18 protein-coding genes are annotated in these 20828 nt (G+C 57.5%); 15 read left to right on the top strand and 3 right to left on the bottom strand.

Translation table 11 applies throughout. From position 1 onward, the window contains the following. Positions 1-25: 25 nt before the first annotated feature. Positions 26-235: a hypothetical protein gene (locus tag ACF8AM_RS09145; RefSeq protein ID WP_392555344.1), complete on the top strand. Its 210-nt coding sequence runs from the start codon at positions 26-28 to the stop codon at positions 233-235. A 117-nt stretch (positions 236-352) separates the two neighbouring features. On the opposite strand, the gene ACF8AM_RS09140 is transcribed toward ACF8AM_RS09145, so the two are convergent. Both ACF8AM_RS09140 and ACF8AM_RS09135 read right to left on the bottom strand, forming a co-directional pair. Further along, a complete protein-coding gene (locus ACF8AM_RS09140) occupies positions 353-2989 on the bottom strand; it encodes a von Willebrand factor type A domain-containing protein (protein ID WP_392555343.1) in 2637 nt (878 codons plus the stop codon). A gap of 49 nt (positions 2990-3038) precedes the next feature. Further along, positions 3039-3620, bottom strand: a complete 582-nt coding sequence (locus ACF8AM_RS09135; protein ID WP_392555342.1) for an RNA polymerase sigma factor — start codon at positions 3618-3620, stop codon at positions 3039-3041. 517 nt (positions 3621-4137) lie between these two features. Here ACF8AM_RS09135 and aroF point away from each other — a divergent pair. The 10 genes from aroF to ACF8AM_RS09085 all read left to right on the top strand — a co-directional run bounded on the left by aroF (position 4138) and on the right by ACF8AM_RS09085 (position 12317). Beyond that, complete coding sequence (aroF, locus tag ACF8AM_RS09130; protein WP_392555341.1) at positions 4138-5205, top strand: 3-deoxy-7-phosphoheptulonate synthase; 1068 nt, start codon at positions 4138-4140, stop codon at positions 5203-5205. After that, complete coding sequence (tpiA, locus tag ACF8AM_RS09125; protein WP_392555340.1) at positions 5202-5966, top strand: triose-phosphate isomerase; 765 nt, start codon at positions 5202-5204, stop codon at positions 5964-5966. The genes aroF and tpiA overlap by 4 nt, the downstream gene beginning before the upstream one ends. A 52-nt stretch (positions 5967-6018) precedes the next feature. After that, complete coding sequence (secG, locus tag ACF8AM_RS09120) at positions 6019-6594, top strand: preprotein translocase subunit SecG (protein WP_392555339.1); 576 nt, start codon at positions 6019-6021, stop codon at positions 6592-6594. A 74-nt stretch (positions 6595-6668) separates the two neighbouring features. Then, positions 6669-7625 carry a YicC/YloC family endoribonuclease gene (locus tag ACF8AM_RS09115; protein ID WP_392555345.1) on the top strand — a complete coding sequence of 319 codons (957 nt, stop codon included), beginning with the start codon at positions 6669-6671 and terminating at the stop codon, positions 7623-7625. Positions 7626-7633: 8 nt separating this feature from the next. Next, positions 7634-8284, top strand: a complete 651-nt coding sequence (gmk, locus tag ACF8AM_RS09110; protein ID WP_392555338.1) for a guanylate kinase — start codon at positions 7634-7636, stop codon at positions 8282-8284. Then, on the top strand, positions 8269-8541 hold the full coding sequence (locus ACF8AM_RS09105) for a DNA-directed RNA polymerase subunit omega (RefSeq protein WP_392555337.1): 273 nt from the start codon (positions 8269-8271) through the stop codon (positions 8539-8541). Before gmk ends, ACF8AM_RS09105 begins: the two co-directional genes overlap by 16 nt. Beyond that, complete coding sequence (locus tag ACF8AM_RS09100) at positions 8541-9092, top strand: phosphopantothenoylcysteine decarboxylase (RefSeq protein WP_392555336.1); 552 nt, start codon at positions 8541-8543, stop codon at positions 9090-9092. The genes ACF8AM_RS09105 and ACF8AM_RS09100 overlap by 1 nt, the downstream gene beginning before the upstream one ends. Before the next feature lie 353 nt (positions 9093-9445). Next, complete coding sequence (locus tag ACF8AM_RS09095; protein ID WP_392555335.1) at positions 9446-11101, top strand: putative manganese-dependent inorganic diphosphatase; 1656 nt, start codon at positions 9446-9448, stop codon at positions 11099-11101. A 7-nt stretch (positions 11102-11108) separates the two neighbouring features. Next, complete coding sequence (locus ACF8AM_RS09090; protein ID WP_392555334.1) at positions 11109-11468, top strand: hypothetical protein; 360 nt, start codon at positions 11109-11111, stop codon at positions 11466-11468. A gap of 69 nt (positions 11469-11537) precedes the next feature. Further along, entirely contained in the window at positions 11538-12317 is a 780-nt protein-coding gene (locus ACF8AM_RS09085) for an SDR family NAD(P)-dependent oxidoreductase (protein WP_392555333.1), read from the top strand. Between the two features lie 383 nt (positions 12318-12700). Here ACF8AM_RS09085 and ACF8AM_RS09080 read toward each other — a convergent pair whose 3' ends face one another. Next, entirely contained in the window at positions 12701-14644 is a 1944-nt protein-coding gene (locus ACF8AM_RS09080; RefSeq protein ID WP_392555332.1) for a TolC family protein, read from the bottom strand. Positions 14645-14800: 156 nt separating this feature from the next. Here ACF8AM_RS09080 and ACF8AM_RS09075 point away from each other — a divergent pair, with 156 nt between their 5' ends. From ACF8AM_RS09075 to ACF8AM_RS09060, 4 genes are read left to right on the top strand one after another with little or no spacing between them, the layout of a single operon-like run. Beyond that, positions 14801-18427: an ABC transporter permease gene (locus ACF8AM_RS09075; RefSeq protein ID WP_392555331.1), complete on the top strand. Its 3627-nt coding sequence runs from the start codon at positions 14801-14803 to the stop codon at positions 18425-18427. Beyond that, the gene (locus ACF8AM_RS09070; RefSeq protein ID WP_392555330.1) at positions 18408-19181 is read left to right on the top strand and encodes a lipoate--protein ligase family protein; all 774 of its coding nucleotides are present in this window, start codon (positions 18408-18410) and stop codon (positions 19179-19181) included. The genes ACF8AM_RS09075 and ACF8AM_RS09070 overlap by 20 nt, the downstream gene beginning before the upstream one ends. Positions 19182-19208: 27 nt before the next feature. Continuing rightward, complete coding sequence (locus ACF8AM_RS09065; RefSeq protein WP_392555329.1) at positions 19209-19598, top strand: DNA-directed RNA polymerase subunit alpha C-terminal domain-containing protein; 390 nt, start codon at positions 19209-19211, stop codon at positions 19596-19598. 18 nt (positions 19599-19616) lie between these two features. After that, positions 19617-20777 (top strand): hypothetical protein, encoded by a 1161-nt coding sequence (locus ACF8AM_RS09060; protein WP_392555328.1) that lies wholly within the window; start codon positions 19617-19619, stop codon positions 20775-20777. Positions 20778-20828: the final 51 nt, after the last annotated feature.

Below are 20828 nucleotides of genomic sequence, written 5' to 3'. Positions count from 1 at the left end.
TCCGATCTGAACTCGCATCCCAGACTTGATCACGTTTTCGGTGATGGCGGCGGCGAGCTTGATGATGTTGGTTCACGCGTCCTGGGTGTACGCCGTTCATTCAGACTACGGCGTTGCGTTTGCGCTTCGTCAAAGCGTGATGATTTTCGGTGCTTTGATGATTGTGGCGTTGGTCATTTACAGCGTCGTCATGCACACGATTTGGTCGCGTGCGGAAGCCTCTTCTGATCAATAGACGTGCGGGTCAGTGAACCTGTCGCACGATGGTCTCCCATCGTGAGCGATGGTCTGGTCTTCAGTGCTCGTCTCGGTGGGGGACCACCGAGCGACAGTTGATGGTGCAGGCGAGGGATCAGTCGTTGACGATCAATCGTTCCGCTGTTCGCGCCAGTTCCAGGAACTCAGCACGAAGGCCGTGCTCGTCTTCGCCCTTGGCATCCGTCGCGGTGGCGATCACGTCGTCCATCGTCCATGTTCCAGCGTGGGTGCTGTTGCGAAGTTGCATCCCGAAACCGGCGACCGCGGCGGCGAATTGAAAGTCCGGGTCGGCTTCCTGGAAGGGCACGCTTTCGTTGACCAGCGGAAATGCGAGCTTCTCGCTGACGTCGCCTTGTGGTGGTTTGTGGCGAATCTTCAGCGTCAGGATCTCCTTGGTCGCTGACTCGTCGGAGTCCTCTGGGGCTTGAGGTTGAGTTGCTTCCTCGGCATCCGCATCGCCACTGGGTTGATACTTCAGCGGATCGACATCGGGTGCAATGGAATCGGGAAGCTTGCCGACCGGAGCGATCTCGTACAGAGCCGTCACGCGGTGGCCGGCTCCGATTTCACCGGCGTCGACCTTGTCGTCGTTGAAGTCTTCCTTTGCCAAGACCCGGTTTTCGTAGCCAATCAATCGGTAGGCCGAGACGACCGCGGGATTGAACTCAATTTGGATCTTCACGTCTTTGGCAACCGTGAACAGCGTTCCGGCAACCTGATCCGCGAGGACCTTTTTGGCTTCGGCGATGGTGTCGACGAAAGCGTAGTTGCCTGCGCCGGAGTTGGAGATGCGTTCCATCATGGCATCGTTGTGATTGCCCATTCCGAATCCCAGCACCGTCAGTTCGGTGCCCGTTTTGGATTGGCGAGTCGCTTCGGCAACCAAATGATCGGTGCCCGTCATGCCGACGTTGAAATCGCCATCGCTGCACAGGATCACTCGGTTCACACCGTCCTCGATGAAGTTTTCACGAGCGGTTTGGTAAGCGAGTTGCAAGCCGGCACCACCATTGGTGCTGCCGCCGGCCGAGAGAGCCGACAGGGCTCGGACGATCTTCTTCTTTTGCTTGACCGGGGTCGAGTCGAGGACCAATCCCGAAGAGCCCGCGTAGACGACGATCGCCACACGATCTTTGTTTTTCAGTTGATCGAGCAGCACCTTCATGCCTTCGATGACCAACGGCAGTTTGTTAGGCCGCTTCATCGATCCGCTGGTGTCGATCAAGAACACCAAGTTGCAACGCGGGCGTTCTTTGCGATCAATGTCTTTGGCTTGGATGCCGACGCGAACCAAACGATTGTTTTCATTCCAAGGGCAGGAGGCAACCGCCATTGCGGAAGAGAACGGCACCGGATCTTCAGCCGATGGGGGCGTGTACTGATAATCGAAGTAGTTGATCAGTTCTTCGATGCGGACCGAGTCGGGACGTGGCAGTTGGCCTCGCTGCAGGTAGCTGCGGACTTTCGCGTAGCTGGCGGTGTCGACATCGATGGAAAACGTGCTGAGCGGATGCTCGGTCACGCGTCGGAATTCGTTTTCCTTGATGGGTTCGAATTTGTCACCGGACAGACCTGGGCCCCGGCCTTCGCCGTCGGGCGTGGCTGGGAGGATGGCCAGTCGGTCTGATGTCGGTGCCAGTTCCTCGGTTTCTCCCAGTTGGCGTTCGAGAGTACGTCCCCGCGAATCACGGAAGTCAAATTGCTGGCGTCCAAGCTGTTCCGGAATGGGAGCCACTGCAAAGTCGCCCATCACTGGTTTGCCAGCCGAGGGTTCGCTGGGGGCGGCTGGTGCTTCGTCTTTCGGGGCAGTGAGTGAAAGAGGGGCATTGGCAGCCGATGAGCCGTCTTCGCGAGCGAAGCGAGGGGTCACGCTGCTGTCGACCGGCGCACCGCCCATTCCTCCGCCCATCATGCCCATACCCATGTCGTCCATTGCCGAGCCAGCCATGTCGATGTCCATGCCGCCCATACTCATCGTCGAGTCCATTCCCATGTCCATCGTTGGGGCCTCAGCTCGCTTGGCTCGTCTCGACCTTCCGGCTTGCTCGTTCGTCGAAGAAAGCGAGGGCTCGGCAATGATTCGTGGGCTCGCATCCGATGAAGTGGCTTCGGCAGCAGGCGATATTCCTATGACACGGCTGGCTGCTTGCACGCCGAACGACTCGCCCTCGGCCTTCGTTTCAGCAGGCAGTGATTTGTCAGACGATCCACCGAGAGGTTGGTAGATCATTTCGGTGTCTTCGAGTGGCATGTCTGCTTCGAAGGTTAGCGACTCAGTGGGCTCAGGACCGGATCGATCGGCGTCGATAGTTCCGACCGCGGGGTGTTGGTGAAACGCCAATTCGCGGGCGGTATGCACTGCTGGTACTGACAGGCCAGCTAGGATGCCAACGATGCTGGCAGCGACCGCAAATTGGATCCATCGGGATTGAAACCAAGACGTCCCGGACGCGGAGCCTGCGGAGACGGATGCTTCTTCCGTGGCCGCCGTTTCGCTTTCGCGGACGATGCTTTCGACTCGGTTGGATTCCAGTGGTGGGACCGCGGCGGAGTGAAAGAACGATTCGACTTGCTCGGTGACCGCTCGAGCTTCTTCAACGGCGGTGGCGAGTTCCGGGTTGGCGTTCATCTCTTCGGTGAACTGAGCGGCTTCGTTCTCAGGCAGTTCGCCCAGGACGAATGCCGTGACGCGAGGGTCGTCCCACGGAGGAGAAGTGGATGAATTGGACATGATCGATGATCCGATGACGGAAGAATGAATTGGATGAAGTGGTCTGGCTTCAGGTGACGGCCAGACCATCGCGAAGCGACTTGACGGCTTGATGAAGATGGAAGCCGACGTTGCTGACGGTCATGCCGGTGACGTCAGCGATTTCTCGGTAACTCAGTCCAGCCTGCATTCGAAGCTGGATGACTTCGCGTTGTCGGGGCGACAGCGTTTCGATGGAGGCCGCGATTTGCTCGTGGGCCTCGTGGTCTTGGGCCACCGCGTCGGGGCGCGGGGCGGGATCGATGACGGCGACCGCGTCAGGATCCAATCGGTCAGGGGATCGTTTGCGTTGCATGTCAATCACTCGTGAGCGGCAGACAGTGAACAACCAGGGGGCCAAGCGGTCGACCAATTCGTCGGGCCGTTTGCGACACAATTGCAAAAACGTTTCTTGCACGGCGTCTTGCGCGGCGGTGCGATCCGCCAGCATCCCGGTGGCATACGCCAACAAAGGACGCTGGAATTGGTCGACGACCTCGGCGATCCACTCGGTATTCCGAGTCTTAGAAGAGTCTTGTCCGGACGAATCCGGTTCAGACGCACCTGGATCGACGAGGTCCTCGGCCGCGGAAGTGGAGGCCGGTTGACTCATGGCAGTTCATTGCGAGAGGAGAAAAAGGGAGACGCGTCATGTCGCCTCTGACTACTCAACGAGTGGGGGGCGGATTTCTTAGGAAGTTTGCCCAGAAAAGATTGTGGCGATCTCGTCCGCGACGCGATGAAATGATAGCCCCCAGAGTAGAACAGTTGTCCCCAACTGTTCCGTCGAGCAGCTTTCAAAGGCCGAGCCTCGTCGCAACCAAGTCCATTCTCCACCATTCGCGTCAGGCTGGTCGAAGACACGAGACCTGTCACGCAAACATTTGGGGACAAATGTTCCACTCTGCTGTGGGTTTCTGCGTCATTCTTCGGGCCACGAAACGCGTTCACCGAATTTCAAATTTGCAATTGTCAATTTGACCTTTTCAATCTTCGCCATTGTCAGGGTTCCCAGTCCTCAACCCGTGAAAAACAGCTCCTCTCGACGATTTAGCGGGTCGGCTGCTATGGTGTGCGGTCTCTTTTAGCAGCCTGCTTCCCCACCCACCGGCCATTTCGCGGATTTAGTCGTGATATTGATTCTGAAAAACGGCGCGACCGACGATCAGATCGACCATGTGATTCAAAAGGTCGAGTCGATGGGGTTCCAGACGCACCTCAGCCGCGGGACGTTTCGCACGATCATCGGCATGATTGGCGACGAGAGTCTGACCACCGAACAACAGCTTCAATCGATCCCCGGCGTGCAACAAGTCGTTCCTGTTTTGCCACCCTACAAATTGGCCTCCCGAGAAGCTCATCCTGAATCCAGCGTCATCGACGTGTCGGGAGTGAAGATCGGTGGAGGCAACCTGGCCATGATCGCGGGGCCGTGCAGCGTCGAAGATCGCGACCGGATGATGCGGATCGGCGAGAGCGTCGTGAAATCAGGAGCCAACCTGTTTCGCGGGGGAGCTTACAAGCCGCGGACCAGCCCGTACGCGTTTCAAGGTCTGGGCGAAGCGGGGCTGAAGATCCTGCGGGAAGTCGGCGATACGTTTGGGGTGCCGGTTGTGACCGAGATCACGGATCCACGAAATGTGGAGTTGGTGGCGGAGTACTCAGACATGCTGCAGGTCGGTGCTCGCAACATGCAGAATTTCGTGTTGCTGACGGAAGTCGGCAAAACCGAACGCCCCGTCCTGCTCAAACGTGGGATGGCCGCCACGATCCAAGACCTGCTCATGAGCGCCGAGTACGTGCTCTCTCAAGGCAATCCGAACGTGGTGCTTTGCGAACGCGGGATCAAGAGTTTTGATCCGTCGACTCGCAACCTCTACGACGTTGCCGCCGTGCCGGCCGTCCAAGGTCTGACGCACTTGCCGATCATCGTCGATCCATCGCATGCGACGGGCCGGCCGGATTTGATTCCGCCATGTGCTTTGGCGGGTTTGGCCGCGGGTGCGGATGGCGTGCACATCGAAGTCCATGATTGTCCCGAAGAAGCGAAGAGCGACGGGGCTCAAGCCTTGCTGCCCGAACAATACAACGAGATCGTTCAGAAGATGACCGCGATGGCGGATCTTCTTGGCAAGACGATTTCCTCCCTTCCGAATTCGAATTCTAACAACACCCCACCAACCGAGGCCCTCGCGTGAGTCGTCGCATCCTGATCGCTGGTAACTGGAAAATGAACATGCGTGCCGAGTCCGGCGCGTCGCTTGCCAAAGGCATTGTCGACGCGGTTGGCAAGTCGCCCGCTGTGGAAGTCGTTTTGTGCCCTCCCTCGGTTTACTTGAGCGGCGTGGCCGATGCAGTCGCTGGAACCCCTGTCGAATTGGGTGCTCAGAATTTGTACGCCGCCGAAGACGGTGCTTTCACCGGCGAAGTCAACGCGTCGATGTTGACTGATGTCGGTTGCCGATTCGTGATTTTGGGTCACAGCGAACGTCGTCAATTGATGGGCGAAACCGATGCCTGCGTCGCGAAAAAGCTGCACGCCGCTTTGGCGGGCAACTTGGTTCCGATCGTTTGCGTTGGCGAAACTCTCGAACAACGCGAAGCGGACGAGACTGAATCGGTCATCGAAACGCAAATTCGCGGGTCGCTGGAAGGTTTGGACGAAGCACGTGCGGCCAGCATCGTGATCGCCTACGAGCCTGTTTGGGCGATTGGGACCGGCAAAACGGCCAGCAAAGAGCAAGCGGAAGCGGTTCACGCCTTCATTCGGGGACTTTTGGGAAAAATGTTCTCGACCGAAGTCGCCGAACAAATCCGAATTCAGTACGGTGGCAGTGTGAAACCGGGCAACGCAGAAGAGTTGTTGTCCCAACCCAACATCGACGGGGCTCTGGTCGGTGGTGCGAGCTTGAAAGTGGATGATTTCGCTGGAATCATCAAAGCGGCTCCTTCCGCCTGATCCGACCTCGTTTTCGTTCCCTCAACCTATCCATTTCAACGGACTGTTCGCCGTGAGTGTCGCTTTCGATTCTTTGATCCAACACACCTCGTTGGTCAATCCACTCGTCCCCACCCTGCCCCTGGCCTCGTTCATGAGCGTCGTGTTGGGCTGGTTGATGGCGTTTTTGTCGGTGTTTTTGATCTTGTTGATCTTGATCCAACGCGGCAAAGGCGGTGGTTTGACCGGAGCCTTGGGCGGGCCTGGTGGTCAATCCGCATTCGGCAGCAAGGCGGGGGACACCTTCACCGCCATCACCGTCGGAACCGCGGCTGTTTGGGCGCTTGTGTGTGCCTTCGCGATGTACCAGTTGGGGGCTCACGCTCCAGCAGTTGCGGACACCAACGAATCGCAGATCGGGTCCGGACCTGGCGACGATGTTGAGGACATCACCAGTGGATTGGTTGTGCCAACCGGCGACGAAGAAGCTGCGTCGGACGCCCCAGCGGCTGGAATCGGTTCGATTGGAAGCTTGTCCTCGGGCGATGCGGAAGCCGAAGAAACTGAAGCGGCCGATGAAACCGAAGCGGTTGTGGAAGAAGCTGAGTCGACCGAAGCCGAAACCACTTCGGACGAGGAAACTCCGTGACGCAGGCGTCCATCAGCACGCAAGCAAACCTCTCTACACCGCAGGGCGGGTCACCTTACCCGTCGCTGCGCAGCATGACCGGCCAGGGCCGAGGCGAAACGTCTGGCTCGGCCGGTTCCGTCGTCACCGAGATTCGCTCGGTCAACAATCGCGGCTTGAAAATCATTCTCCGCACCAGCGATTCGGTGTCGGAGTATGAGCCAAAGATTGAATCTCTGGTGCGTCAGCATTTGCATCGAGGCAGCGTGACCGTCCAGGTTCGTTTCACACCTCCACCCGGGGCTGATTTGCCTCGTATCAACGCCGATGCGGTGCGATCCTACGCGGAGCAATTGGCGCAGGTCGCGGATTCATTGGCGATGGGTGATGCGGTGACTTCCACGAACATCGATTTGGCTCATCTGATGCAGATGCCGGGTGTGTTGGAACCGCCGTCGGCTGGATCGCAGGGGCGATCCGAAGAGGTAGAGGCGTCACTTGCCAAGTGGGTCTTGATCCAGGAAAGCGTCGAATCTGCGCTGGATCGTTTCAAACAGATGCGATCCGACGAAGCCGTTGCAATGGCGGAGTCGATCGAGCAAGACATGACGCTGATCCAGGCTCGCTGCGAAGCGATCGCCAAACGCAGTCCCCAAGTGGTTGTTCGGTACCAAGAACGGCTTCGCGAACGCATTGACAAGGCGTTGGCAGAGAATGGATTGTCGTTGGCGGATCCAGTCGATTTGATTCGCGAAGTCCAACTGTTTGCCGATCGTTCGGACATCAGCGAAGAGCTGACGCGGTTGGGCAGTCACTTGGGGCTGATGCGAGGCGTCCTGGTCGGTGATTCGGATTCAGCCGAAACCACGCCGCGTGAATCGGCCAGTCGCGGGGAAGCTGTTGGTCGGAAACTGGATTTCATCATCCAAGAACTCAATCGCGAAACCAATACGATCGGCAGCAAAGCTGGGGACGCTGAAATCGCCGAGCATGTGGTGGAAATCAAGTGCGCGATCGAACGCATGCGTGAACTTGTTCAGAACCTGGAGTAGCCGTCGGCATGCACGATCCATCCAATGAATCCGGCGACGAAGCGACTGGGGAATCCGGCGAAATGACTGGGCGAGGACGTTTGGTCATCATCTCGGGGCCGAGCGGAGCCGGAAAATCGACCGTCGTGAAGGAATTGATGAAACGCTGTGACGTGCCGTTGCAACTCAGTGTTTCAGCGACGACACGCCAACCGCGGCCGGGAGAAGTCCACGGAAAAGACTACTTTTTCCTTTCCCACGAAGAATTCGAACGTCGGCGAAAACTGGACGACTTTGTCGAATGCAAGCAGGTTTTCAGCCTTGGGCAGTGGTATGGCACCCTGAAAGACCAAGTTGCCACTGGCCTGAATGCCGGGACATGGGTAATTTTAGAGATCGATGTGCAAGGTGCGATGGCGGTCCTGGATGACCCGCATTATCGCCCCGTGACGATCTTTGTGCATCCTGGCAGCATGGAAGAATTGGAGCGACGGTTGCGAAATCGTGGCACCGAATCAGAATCTGCCCTGATTGCTCGTCTGGAAACTGCTGCGGCTGAGATGCAGTGCATGAGCCGCTACCAATACGAAATCATCAATGAATCGGTTGACAACGCTGTCACCGAAATTTGCCAGATCTTACTGGATCAAAGGAAAACGACGCCGTGCTCGAAGAACTGAAAGAAGAAGAAATTGTCAACAAAATCGGTGGCCGTTTCAAACTCAGCACCCTGATTCAAAAGCGACTTGTCCAACTCAACCAGGGCAGCCGAGCGTTGGTCAGCGTGGACACGCACGACAAAATGTCGATCGTGCTGCAAGAAATCGTGCAAGACAAGATTTTCCTGAACATGGAAAACGAAGTCGAAACGGTTGAGGATTTGGATGCCATCGTTGCTGCCAGCGAAGCTCCTGAGCTGGATCCGTCGGACCTGTAATGGAAGCCACGACGCGGCGGATTCTGTTGGCGATTGGTGGTGGAATCGCCGCGTACAAAGCGGCCGACCTGTGCAGCAAATTGGCTCAGGCCGGCTATCTCGTTCAGGTGGTCACCTCACGAGCGGCCACCGAGTTCATCGGTGACGCGACGCTGGCTGCGCTTTCTGGACGCCCGGTCGTTCACGATGTTTTTGATTCACGGTTTCCTCTGGGGAGTCACATTGAGTTAACCCGAGAGATCGATGCGATGATTGTGGCACCCGCCACCGCGAATCTGCTGGCTCAGTTTGCCCACGGGATGGCAGCCGATTTGATCAGCACACTGTATCTGCAAAATACCAGTCCGGTGTTGCTGGCTCCGGCGATGAGCGATCCGATGTGGAACCACCGCGCGGTCCAGCGAAATGTTCAGACGCTCCGCGAGGATGGTTGCCACTTGGTCGGGCCCGAGGAGGGGTGGTTGAGTTGCCGAGTCAAAGGCACGGGGCGAATGAGCGAACCGGTGGATCTTTTGCTGGCCCTGGAATCGGTGTTGAAAGATCACGGCTGAATTCAGATGCGCAGATGTCGAATTCGCGGTCGCTTGGTTCATGCGACAATCCGTCATCCATGAAATCGGTTGCAAAGACTTTTCTGGGTGACATGGCAAACCGGATCTTTGGCACAATTCTTGTTGAGGATTCCGACTAGGATTGGATGGTCGTTTCCTCGGAAACCGATCTTTTCTAGACAATTGAATCTTCTCGGACGCAGCAACCGATTTGACTGAACGAGCGCCTCGGATCATTCGCGAGTCTGGAGTCTGCGGTGATTGAACGGTTCAATGGATGTGCTTGACTTGGGATTGTCCAAACAAGTTGCGCTGCGTTTCGCGTTACACCATCGAGTGATTGAATAGCTTTCATGACGGTCCATGTTTTTGGTCACCGCAATCCTGACACGGATGCGATCTGCAGTGCTTTGGCCTACGCTGATTTTCTTCGCCGGACCACCCGGCCCGATGCGGTTGCAGCCTGTTGTGGGCCACCCAATGAACGGACCGAATTCGCGTTGCGAAAGGCGAAGTTGACGGCCCCCAAGATCATCATGGATGTTCGGCCCGAGCTGGAGGACATCTGCAACCGAGATGTGGTGGTCGCTCGCACGTCCGATGTGTTTTTCGAAGTCTACGAACGAATGGACGAGCATGAGCTGCGGGCCATTCCTGTACTGGATGACAATGACCAACTGATCGGATTGGTCACTTTGCTGGATCTGTTGGAACTGGTTTTCCAGGGCGGCGTCGATCCTTACCGTTCGCGGGAGGTTCATACGAACCTCGATAAAGTGGTTTCGGTGTTGGGCGGGTCGTATCAGCACTCGGTGGATTCCGGGCTGAACGAGGACATGATCCTGACCGTGGGCGCGATGAGCGCCGGCGGATTCTGTGAGCGGATGAAGCAGTTTCCCTCCGACCGACTGTTGGTGGTCAGTGGTGACCGGCCGACCATTCAGTTGCCAGCGCTTGAGATGGGAGTGCGCGGACTGGTGGTGACCGGCGGTTATCAACTCTCCAGCGGATTGATGGAGCTCGCTCGCGGACGCGGCGTCACGGTCATCAACAGTCCCTTTGACACCGCGACGACGACGATGCGGATCAAAGCCGCTCAGTTGATTGAGGAAGTCGTCAACCGTGATTTCCTGGCGCTTTCCGCGAAGCTGCCGGTCGCCGCCGCCAAGCAACAAATTTATCGCTCGGCTCAAACCGTGTTCCCGGTGGTCGACAACCAGAGATTGATCGGTGTGTTGAGCAAGTCCGACATGGTGCATCCACCACGGCCTCAGTTAGTGTTGGTGGACCACAACGAGATCGGGCAGGCGGTCGAAGGTGCGGAGGAATCCGACATCGTTGAGGTTCTCGATCACCACCGGCTTGGTGGCTCGTTGAAGTCGACTGGCCCCATTCGGTTCATCATGGACCCCGTGGGGTCCACCTGCACGTTGGTGGCACGCATGTATCGCCAAGAAGGGTTGGAACCGGAACCAGGGATCGCACTGTGCATGGCTTCGGGAATCATCAGTGACACGTTGTACTTGCGGTCGCCAACGACAACGGACGTCGATCGAGACTTGTTGGCTTGGTTGCAAGAGTTTTGCTCGGTGGATTTGGCGGAGTATGCCAATGAGTTCTTTGAGATTGGCTCGGCGCTTCGATCTTGTACGCCTGACAAAGTGGTTCGCGAGGACTGCAAGCAATTCGAAGAGAACGGGCGTCGGTTCTCGATCTCACAAATCGAAGAAATTGGTTTGGACCTGTTCTGGGAACGGCAGACGGAATTGAGCCAAGCGCTGGTTCGTCTCTCGGAGCAAGAGAACTTGGAGTTTTCAGCGTTGTTGGTCACGGATATCTCCAGCAACGGAAGTTTGTTGCTGATGAGCAGCGAGCCGGAAGGGTGGGAGGAGATCAATTACCCACAGCTCGAAGATCGGTTGTATAAATTAGACAACGTCGTCAGTCGCAAGAAGCAGTTGTTGCCACTGATCAGCAGTCTGTTGGAGCATTCGCCCGAGCCCACGTGAGTTTGACATGCAGTTCCGGATCGTCCATTTGATCTTGGTGTTGACCTGGGCTGCCGTTGTTTTCTCATTGGTTCGATTTCACATGGTGTTCTGGGTGGCTCTTTGCCCAGCGACGATTGGGCCGTTGGCCGGCAGGGCCGCGTCGGGAACCTTGGAAGGCATGGTCCTCGGTTTTCTCTCCACTCTGTTCTGGTGCTTTCTCGCATCCGTTTTCACGGGCATGGTGCTGGTGTCTTTTGCTGTCGCTGTTCATCTGCGGGGAATGGGATTGGATTCGATGCTAGGGCTCGTCGTTGGTCTGACCGGGTTCTATTCTCTGATTGCCTTGATTGCCGGATACATTGGCGGCCGCACCTCAATTTCTTGAGACGGTGAGCTGTCGCTGAAAGAGCAGTTGCCCTGGTGCTCGTTCCACGTTTTCTCTTTGGTGACCAATATGACTCGATGGCCCGGTGTGAAGCTCTTTGATTTGTCCGGCCGAACCGCCTTGGTCACGGGAGGGTCCAAAGGCTTGGGCGAAGCGATGGCGGCCGGGCTCGCCTCAGCAGGAGCCAACGTTTGTCTGGTCAGTCGCAATGAGCAGGAGGCGTCTGAAGCGGCTCAGAAGATCGCTGGCGAATACCCGGTCCAAGCGATTGGCGTCGGAGCGGACGTGACCGTCGAAGCCGATGTTGTTGAGATGGTGCGGCGATGTGTCGATCGGTTTTCTCGGTTGGACGTGTTGATCAACAGTGCTGGGATCAACGTGCGTGGTTCGATCGATGAACTGACGCTGGAGCAATTCCGGCTGGTCCAGGCAACGAACGTCGATGGCATGTGGATGTGTTGCAAGCATGCCAGTTCGGTGATGAAGAGGACGGGTGCCGGCCGAATCATCAACCTGGCCAGCACGCTTGGTTTGGTCGGGTTGGCCAACCGAACTCCGTACGCATCGAGCAAAGGTGCGGTTGTGCAGATGACACGAGCCTTGGGTTTGGAACTGGCACCACATCATGTCACCGTCAATGCCATTTGTCCTGGTCCGTTTCTGACTCCCATGAATGTTCCGATTGCGGATACCGAAGAGGCCAAGCGATTCATTGTCGGGGCGACCGCGCTGGAACGCTGGGGCCAGATGCAAGAGATCCAAGGCGCCGCAATCTTCTTGGCCAGCGATGCGTCCAGTTATATGACCGGCAGCATGCTGACCGTCGATGGAGGCTGGACCGCACGCTGAACTGGAATCCCGATGCGGTTGATGTTGGCTTGGATGGCCTTCGCGCGGGGGCGCAATCCCGGGGCTATCGGCGAAAACGCGGCAAGCAACTGTCGTCGCTCCGCGACTTAGGAGTCGCATGTCGTGGGCATGTGACCTTGGGTTGAAAACAAAAGGCTATCGGCTGCCGTCGCTCCGCGACTGGTTGTGTGGCCTGGGTGATCAAACAACCGCGGAGCGGTGACAGGTGGCGAGCGATGCGATGGGGGCGATTGAAAAAGTGAAATTGAAAATTGCGAATTTAAAAAATCCGGGCGACGACGCGAATCGGGCGATAGTTCGACGACGAGGCTTGCGCCGGATTGCGTGGTTTCCTCGCTTGGGGCGGAGGCCCGAGGTTGATTTCAGCGGCGGTAAGAATGAACGCCGATGTCTGTCAACAGCGTTCCCATCGCCCGGCTGATTTGCACCAGGGACAGGCTGTAGTTGGATTGGTCAACATGCAATTGCCGTTGGGATTGCAGCAGTTCCTCGGAGGCGTCGATTAGAAATTCGAGCTGGATCTTTCCGGCGTCGTAGAGTGCTCGTGAAGATGCCAGGCGGTCCTTCCCGGCTTGAACGCGCGCAAGTGAATTCTGCAGGGCCGCGAAACTGGATTGGCTGTTGGAGATCGCTTCGTGGATCTCGTAGGTCACCGCTTGCTGTTGCTCTTCCAGGATGGAACGTTCGCGATGGAGTTGCAGGGTGGCGTTTCGGACGGCCGACTTGGCTTGCCGACGCAGTGGGGCCACACCCATCTCCACACCGAATTCCCATTCCGTGTGGTCGAATGAAAACAGGTCGTCTGCGGCGCTGGCGAATCGCGGTCCTTCACCGGTCAGGTCATCGCCAAAACCTCGCACTCGAGTGCGGCCGATCATGTCCAATCGGGGAAGCAAGAAATTCTTCGCAGCGACAAGTCGTAGGTTCTGTTGTTGGACCTGCAGGCGTTGGCGTCGGAGTTCGGTTCGGTGCTGGAACCCGCGGGCCACGCTGGATTGGATTTCAAATTCGAACGGGGCGGTCGTGAACTCGTCGGCTGGTCTCAGCAATCTGCTGTCCGTGATTGGCAGACCGATCATCCGTCGGAGCGTTCGCTCGGCGTTGCGAATGCCTGTGTCGCCTGCGCTGCCTCCCAGTGCAATCTCGGCTTCGCGTTGATAACGGTAGTACTGAGCGCGGGTCTGGGCCTCTTTGTACGCTTCGCCGCCCATCAACCCGGATTGTTGCTTGGACAATACCGTTTGCCAGATCTCGTGAGAGACATCGCGGGCCTGGCAAATGCTGGCGTAGGAATGATAGAGTCGTTGGAGTTGCCAGTACGCGGTGTAGAGTTCGAGAAAGTAGTCTCGCAATTGGATTTCGAAGTCCGCCTGGCTGATTTGCGTGTTGATCTGGGCGATCCAGATCCCGTTGGAAAAGTTCAGGCCTGGTCGAGCGTTGGGGCCTGCGATCAGGTTGAATGGTTGCCCAGCACCTTGCAGCAGCGGTTGTCGGACCCCCAATTCCAATTGCGTTTCCCAGTAGCTTGGGAACGAGTTGCCCGCTCGGTTGTTGCTGTCGTAGAGATGGATTGATTGCAAATCCCACTGGGTACCCCACGTGGTTCGCCTGGTCCATCCGGATTGAAATTGGGCGTAATCCTGAACCAGTTCTTGGACTTGCCCTCCCAGCGTTGCGTTGTTGAAGACACGGTCGTTGTTTTGAGTGGTCAGCGAAGCATTGAGTTGGCTATCGAATTCGGCCAAAGCCGCTTGCGGGCCAAACATCGGATCGGATGCTTGGATGGCGGTGTCGTACGCTGTGGTGACCGAGGCCGGTGCTTCAAGAACTCGCAGGCCCAGCGATCGGATGACATCGCTGTGCTGCAATGCCAGCGAGATCATCTCGGCTTCCGTCAGGTCCCAGAACGCAGGCGGTTGGCCGGGATTCAAATTCTGCGCTAGAGGAGTTTTCTCGGTCGGTGTCCGTGAGGCGGTGTTGGGTGGGGTGGTGACACTCGCTCGTTGAACGGACGCCAGTTGGACGGGGCGCCGCGTGTGTGTTTCTCCGCCGAAGGGAGTGGATGTCTGGGCCAGACGGTCATTTTGTAGGTTTGACTTGCGACTGGGTGGTGGCTTCGGCGCGGACGGAGTTCCCAGGTTGACCGCTGGAGTGGGGCCGCGATGGGGTGTGGGTTGGTTGGAGCGGCATCCCAAGGACGAGAGGGTGAGTGCGAACACGAGGCTGGAAAGCAACGACACGCCTGCCCAGTCGCCGCGAGAGCGATGGTCGACTCCAGGCGGCGATAAGGTGCGTTGCAAAGGCATACGTGGACAGACCGTCGGGAAACCTACAAACTTGTTGAATGCACTCGGAACCAAACTCTGTCGTGTTATCGTCTCGAGGCGAACACGCCAGGCACTTTGGACCGCGATGCGTGTTCATTCGTCACGACCGTTGACACCCCCCGCCCCCGGAAACCAATGGCATCCCCCGCTCGATCCGTTTCTTTGGTCTCGTTGATCCTGTCGACACTTCGTCATCGTCAAGCTGTGACGATTGCGGTGGCGCTCGGGGTGGCGACGGCGACCGCGGTGATCACCGGAGCCTTGTTGGTGGGCGATTCGATGCGTGGCAGCTTGCGAGCGTTGACGGTGGAGCGGCTTGGGAAGATTGAATCGATCGTTTCACCTGGAGCCTTTTTCCCGCTGGCGGAGTTGTCTCTCGAAGGACGACCCGTTGAGACGGATGGGACAGTGCCCAGCGAACAAACGGAGGAGGATTCGTTTGCGACTCCGGTCATTTTGTTTCCCGGTGGCAGCGTGGAAGGGGACGTCAAAGGATCGGATCGGCAGCGGCGGATAGGCGGCGTCCAGGTGCTTGGGATCGACGATTCGTTTTGGGACCTGGACGTGACCGGCATGCGGCCCGAGGCGATGCCGGGGGACGAAAGCGTCGTCTTGAATCAAGCCGCTGCGGAGGAGTTGAAGGTCGCTGTCGGCGATCTCGTCACCCTGCGGTTGCCGGTCGAAGGGGCGGTGCCCGCGGACAGTCCACTCGGACGTCGCGAAATTCAAAGCGAAGGATTGCCTCGTATGAAGGTCGTGGCCATTGTGCCTGACTCAGGTTTGGGGCGGTTTTCGCTGACGCCCAATCAGTCGGCACCCAAGACGGTGTTCGCGTCGCGGGAAGTCATTGCGGATGTGTTGGATCGAGAGGGGCAAGCGAACGCAATTCTTCTGACTCGCGAAATGGCGGCCGAGGATGTGAGTTGGTCGTTGGCAACGTTGGGGTGGAACTTGCAGCATGTTCAGCGTGGCGGAGAAGACGGTGGCGAACCCATCATCGACTACGTGTCCCTGACCAGTGAGAACCTGCTGCTGAAGGATGACGCGGTCCAGGCGGTTGTGGACGCGTTGCCGGAGGGCGCTGTCACACCCGTGATGACTTACCTTGCCAATGCGATTGAAAAGGTCGATCCCACCACGGGCGAGGTCATCGTCAATGAGCAATCCCACTCGGTCCCGTACAGCACGTTGTCGGCGTTGGACGATGGACCCACGTTGTCGCTGGATTACTCGTTCGAGCAACTGCCGGAAGCGGGGTTAGGCGAGACGCCGATCGTTTTGAATGATTGGACCGCGGAGCGTTTGAAAGCCAAGGTCGGCGATCAGGTTCGCGTGTTCTTTTTCGAACCGGAAGTCGAAGACGGTCGCGAGATCGAGCGATCGTTTGATGCGGTGGTGACCGAGATCGTTCCGCTAACCATCCCCAGCAAGCCTTACCGGCGGAATCGCGAAGCGGTGTTTGATGAGCCGATCACCCCTTACAACGATCCTGCGTTGACACCGGATGTTCCCGGAGTGACGGATCAAGATTCAATTGGTGACTGGGATTTACCGTTTCAATTGGATCGAAAGATCGAGCGAGAAGACGATGCGTATTGGAACGAGCAACGGTTGACTCCCAAGGCGTTTGTGCCACTGGATGTTGGGCAGGCGATTTTCGGCAGCCGGTTCGGGCAGACGACAGGACTGCGAATTGACGCGAGTTTGGCGGCGGACATGCCAGGCTTGCGAGCAAAGATTTTGGCAGCCACGCGGAACGTTCAGGGCGAACTCGGGTGGACCCCGCGATTGATTCGAGCCGAGCAATTGGCGGCGTCCAAAGGGACAACACCGTTTGATGGTTTGTTCTTGGCGTTGTCGTTCTTTGTGATTTTGGCCGCGATGATGTTGATCGCTTTGTTGTTGCGATTGGGAGTCATTCAGCGTCTGAGTGAGTTCGGGACGTTGTTGGCCGTTGGCTTCACGCCTCGTCGGGTCATGAAGTTGGCTTTGGGCGAAACGGCTGTGACCGCCGCGATCGGAACTTTGATCGGAATCGCCGGCGGGGTGGCCTATGCCTGGGCGGTTCTGTGGGCGCTCAAGTCTTGGTGGGTGGGGGCCGTGACGGTTCCGTTTTTGCAATTTCACGCGACACCGATGTCGATTGCTTTGGGGGGCATTCTGGGATGGTTGGTGTGCCTGTTCACCGCCGCCTGGACGCTGCGTTTTTTGTTGCGATTGAATCCAGCAGCGTTGGTTGGCGGACGCACGATGGACTCGTCGCATGCGTTGAGCGGTGGGGCCAAGGCCGGCATGACCAGCGATGGAAAACGTTCGATGTGGGTTGCGATCGGGCTGACTGTTTTGGCGATGGTCGCCGCGATTGCGGGAGCCTTGGGTGGCGGGCAACAGGCGGCGGGCGGTTTTGTTGGAGCGGGGATGTTACTGTTGGTTGCGATCTTGATTTGGGTTCACCGATCGCTTCGGCGGCGCGGTGATGCGGGTGAATCCAAACACGTTATGCGAACCCCGGGGCTGGGTGGCGGTTCGCTGAGTTCCTTGGCGCTGGCAAACGCTCGTCGCAGTCCGCTGCGTAGCACGCTGGCGATCGGATTGGTCGCGACGGCAGCGTTTTTGATTTTATCGATCAGCGTGTTTCGTTTGTCGCCCACGCGGGAAGGCACCGGCGGATTTGATTTGATTGGGCAGACGGCTCAACCGCTTCATCAAGACTTGCGTGCCGACGACGTGCGTGCGGAGTTGCTGGGGCGAGACGCAGAACGGTTTACCAGCGATGACGTTCGTGTCGTTCCGTTTCGAATGAAAGGTGGTGACGACGCGAGTTGCAACAACCTCTACCAAGCGATGCGGCCGACGGTGCTTGGGTTGTCCGAACGCGATTCGTTGAATGGGTTTGGCTGGGCCAGCATGCAGGGCGAGACATCCGAGGCAACGTGGGAAATGTTGAATGTGGTGGCGACAGGAACGATCGACGATCCGGTGCCGGTTGTGATCGACCAAAACACGGCGATGTGGAGCCTGCAGATGCGAGGTGGTCTCGGTGAGGTCAAAGCGTTTGATTACGGCAGCGGCGAGGTGCATTTTCGCGTTGTTGGTCTGCTGGCGGGTTCGGTGTTGCAAGGCAAATTGATTGTGGGTGAGCGAGCGTTTGAAAGCGTCTTTCCCAGTTCCACTGGATACCAATACTTTCTCTTTGCGATGCAAAACGGGGGTGAGCCATCAGCCAATGCAGGGCTGGGCGAATCGAACCGTGAGGCCGAGGTGGACGAAATGGCGGAGGTGTTGGAGTCGCGGTTGGTGGATGCCGGCATGGATGTGCAGCGAGCGGATCGGGTGTTGGCCGGGTTGTTGGCGGTGCAGAACACTTACTTGCGAACATTCCAAAGTTTAGGTGCGTTGGGGTTGTTGCTAGGGACGATTGGTTTGGCGGTGGCTCAGTTGCGAAGTGTTTTGGAGCGTCGCGGCGAACTGGCTGTGATGCGCGCCGTGGGGTTCACGCGTCAACGACTCGCGGCACTGGTGTTGGGCGAGAACACGTTCTTGCTGGCGATTGGGATTGGTTGCGGGGCGGTGACGGCGATGCTGGCCGTGTTGCCTTATGCATGGCTGACGGGAACCAACATGCCAATTGCGGAACCGTTGGGGATCTTGTTGGCCATTTTATTGTTTGGGACGTTGGCAGGTTTGGTGGCCGTTTGGAAAGTGTTGACGCTGCCCTTGATCGAATCGTTGCGAGCCGAAAATGCAGTTGTTGAACTTTGAGAACCAGCCAGGCGAGAGCTTGGCGATGCGGGCGCGGCGTCAATTGGCGCGAGACGAAGCGATGTTGCAGTGGGCGGACCAAGTCGTGGAAGGCGACGAGGCGACGGCGATCGACACCGAGTCATTGCGGATGTGGCAATTTGATCGCCCAACGGTTGTCTTGGGACGCAGTTCGAAAGTCAACGAAGAAGTGAATCGGCCTTTGTGCGAAGAACAACAGATCGAAGTGCTTCGTCGTTGCACTGGCGGGGCCTCGGTGGTCGGTGGTCCTGGATGCTGGATGTACAGCGTGGTGTTGAGGTTGCTGGATGAAACATCGATCCGAAAAATCGATGTGGCTCATGACTACGTGATGCAGCGAGTGCTCACGGCGGTTCAGCGTCAATTGCCTGCTGCAGAACGCAAAGGCATCTGCGACTTGACGTTTGAGAACCGAAAGTTCTCCGGCAACAGTTTGCGAGTGGCCCGGCATCACCTGCTGTATCACGGGACGATCCTGATCGGTTCCGATTTGGATTTGATCGAGTCGTGCTTGGAGTTTGCACCGAGGCAACCGGAATATCGCCAGCAAAGGCGTCATCGCGAATTTGTGGGGAACATCGAGATTGATCCGGCGAGGTTGATTTCTGATTTGGCCGAGCAATTTGGTGCGTCGAAAGTGCCAGATGCGGCGGCGGTGCCGGTCATCGAAGAGCACTCCGATGAATTGTTAAGGACGCGTTATGACACGCCTGAATGGCACACTCGGCGTTGATCGGCGGGGATCACGACCGTGGAAAGAGTGTTCAAGATTGCCAGTCGTTGGCATTGTCAGGGCGTACGAATTGGTTATCTTTACAAGACGATCTGGACAATTTTTGTCGCCATTGCACCCTTTCGTGAAAGGATTCTCATGAAGACCCGCATTCCATTGAGCAAGGCTGAGGAAGAAGCCCGTCTGCGCCGCGAACGTCTCGATCTGAGCATCGCGGAAATGGGTTTGACCGTTCGGACCACAAACTGTCTGGAAGAGACCGGCATTTTGACCGTCCGTGACCTCCTCAACGCGACACCGCGACGATTGCTGAAAATCAGCAACTTCGGCGAGAAGACCCTCGAAGAAGTGTACGATGCCCTGGAACAACTTGGGTTTTATCGTCCAGGCCGTCAGGCCGCCTCGGCCACCATCTGATTGCGACGGTAGTCTTTTGTGAGACGATCCTGGTCGAGAACGCTGCTGCGTCCCTGGAGTAAGAAGCGGGGACGCCGTTCGCGAACCGGGGCGTTGCGAGGTGTCCTGGGGGAACTGGCTTTCTATTTGAGCCTGATTCTGCTGGGCGTTTTTGTGCTGGCTCTCGTGGTGGTGTCCTCGGTGATGATGCCTCGCATTGGCATCGATTTACCGGAAGAGGCCCGCCGGGTTCTCGAGTCCAATCTGACCCAAGGGGGTGGAAGATGGGGGCGATGGGTGGTGGCGGTCGTTTCGGTTGCTTCCATCGCCTCGGGAGTGATCGGGCTGGGGTACCGTTTGCTGCATCTTGGGTTCAGCCAGGAGCGTATCTCTGCCAGTCGCAAACGGGCGATTGATGAGACTCGTTCGTTGGCGGGACGTGATTTGGCGTCGGAAGAGTCTTCGCAATCGTTCGAACCCGAACTGGACGCGCAAGATTTTCCAGAATTGCCAACCGTTCCGCGGCGCCAGGCTTTGAATGAGAGTCCAGGGGAACGGCTTCGTTTTCGGTTGGCTTCGATTTCGACCGGGCGGATGAGTGTGTTTGGCTCCGCGGCCTTGGCTTTGGGCTGGAATTGCCTGTGTTTGGTGCTGTTGGCGGTGGTGATCTCCGGTTGGTGGTACGGCATGCCACGGCCGATTTTGGCCTTCTTGCTGGTCCCCTTTTCCGGCGTCGCGGTCTGGGCCCTGCGCGTGTTTTTGAGGGAGGTCCGGAAGGTTGCTGGTGTGGGAGCCACGGTGGTGGAGATCAGCGACCACCCGTTGCAGCCAGGCGGCCAGTACGAGCTGTTTGTTTCACAAATGGGCAAGATGCGGCTAAAAACGCTGAAAATCGAGTTGGTTTGTGAAGAAGAGTCGTTTTTTCGCCAGGGCACGGACGTTCGCAGCGATCATCATGTGGCGTTGCGGCAAGAATTATTGAAAGAAAAAACGGTTCGTGTTGACCCCCGCGGGCCCTGGGAACAACAATTGTCGTTCGAGCTGCCTGAAAACGTGATGCATTCTTTTGCTGCAACCAACAACGTTGTCAGGTGGCGACTGCTTGTTTCTGGAGAGTCCCGTCCGTGGCCATCGTTCTGCCGAAGTTTCCCGCTGCTCGTCCACCCGCCGCTCATGTCGCCTCCCGACAGCCCGCGGTGAATGTGTCGGTCTGCCGTGACGACGGGGCCTACGCGGCTGGTTGTCAATTGA

The sequence above is a fragment of the Rhodopirellula sp. JB055 genome (genome assembly GCF_043100905.1).
Classification (GTDB): Bacteria; Planctomycetota; Planctomycetia; order Pirellulales; family Pirellulaceae; genus Rhodopirellula.
The sequence above is the reverse complement of the archived record's forward strand: the minus strand, read 5'-3'. Positions and strand labels throughout refer to the sequence as shown.

Excerpts from the sequence above, each read along its gene's own strand:
- ACF8AM_RS09140 (WP_392555343.1), bottom strand. The coding sequence starts at position 2,989 with ATGTCCAATTCATCCACTTCTCCTCCGTGGGACGACCCTCGCGTCACG.
- ACF8AM_RS09135 (WP_392555342.1), bottom strand. The coding sequence starts at position 3,620 with ATGAGTCAACCGGCCTCCACTTCCGCGGCCGAGGACCTCGTCGATCCA.
- ACF8AM_RS09115 (WP_392555345.1), top strand. The coding sequence starts at position 6,669 with ATGACCGGCCAGGGCCGAGGCGAAACGTCTGGCTCGGCCGGTTCCGTC.
- gmk (WP_392555338.1), top strand. The coding sequence starts at position 7,634 with ATGCACGATCCATCCAATGAATCCGGCGACGAAGCGACTGGGGAATCC.
- ACF8AM_RS09100 (WP_392555336.1), top strand. The coding sequence starts at position 8,541 with ATGGAAGCCACGACGCGGCGGATTCTGTTGGCGATTGGTGGTGGAATC.
- ACF8AM_RS09095 (WP_392555335.1), top strand. The coding sequence starts at position 9,446 with ATGACGGTCCATGTTTTTGGTCACCGCAATCCTGACACGGATGCGATC.
- ACF8AM_RS09090 (WP_392555334.1), top strand. The coding sequence starts at position 11,109 with ATGCAGTTCCGGATCGTCCATTTGATCTTGGTGTTGACCTGGGCTGCC.
- ACF8AM_RS09085 (WP_392555333.1), top strand. The coding sequence starts at position 11,538 with ATGACTCGATGGCCCGGTGTGAAGCTCTTTGATTTGTCCGGCCGAACC.
- ACF8AM_RS09080 (WP_392555332.1), bottom strand. The coding sequence starts at position 14,644 with ATGCCTTTGCAACGCACCTTATCGCCGCCTGGAGTCGACCATCGCTCT.
- ACF8AM_RS09075 (WP_392555331.1), top strand. The coding sequence starts at position 14,801 with ATGGCATCCCCCGCTCGATCCGTTTCTTTGGTCTCGTTGATCCTGTCG.
- ACF8AM_RS09070 (WP_392555330.1), top strand. The coding sequence starts at position 18,408 with ATGCAGTTGTTGAACTTTGAGAACCAGCCAGGCGAGAGCTTGGCGATG.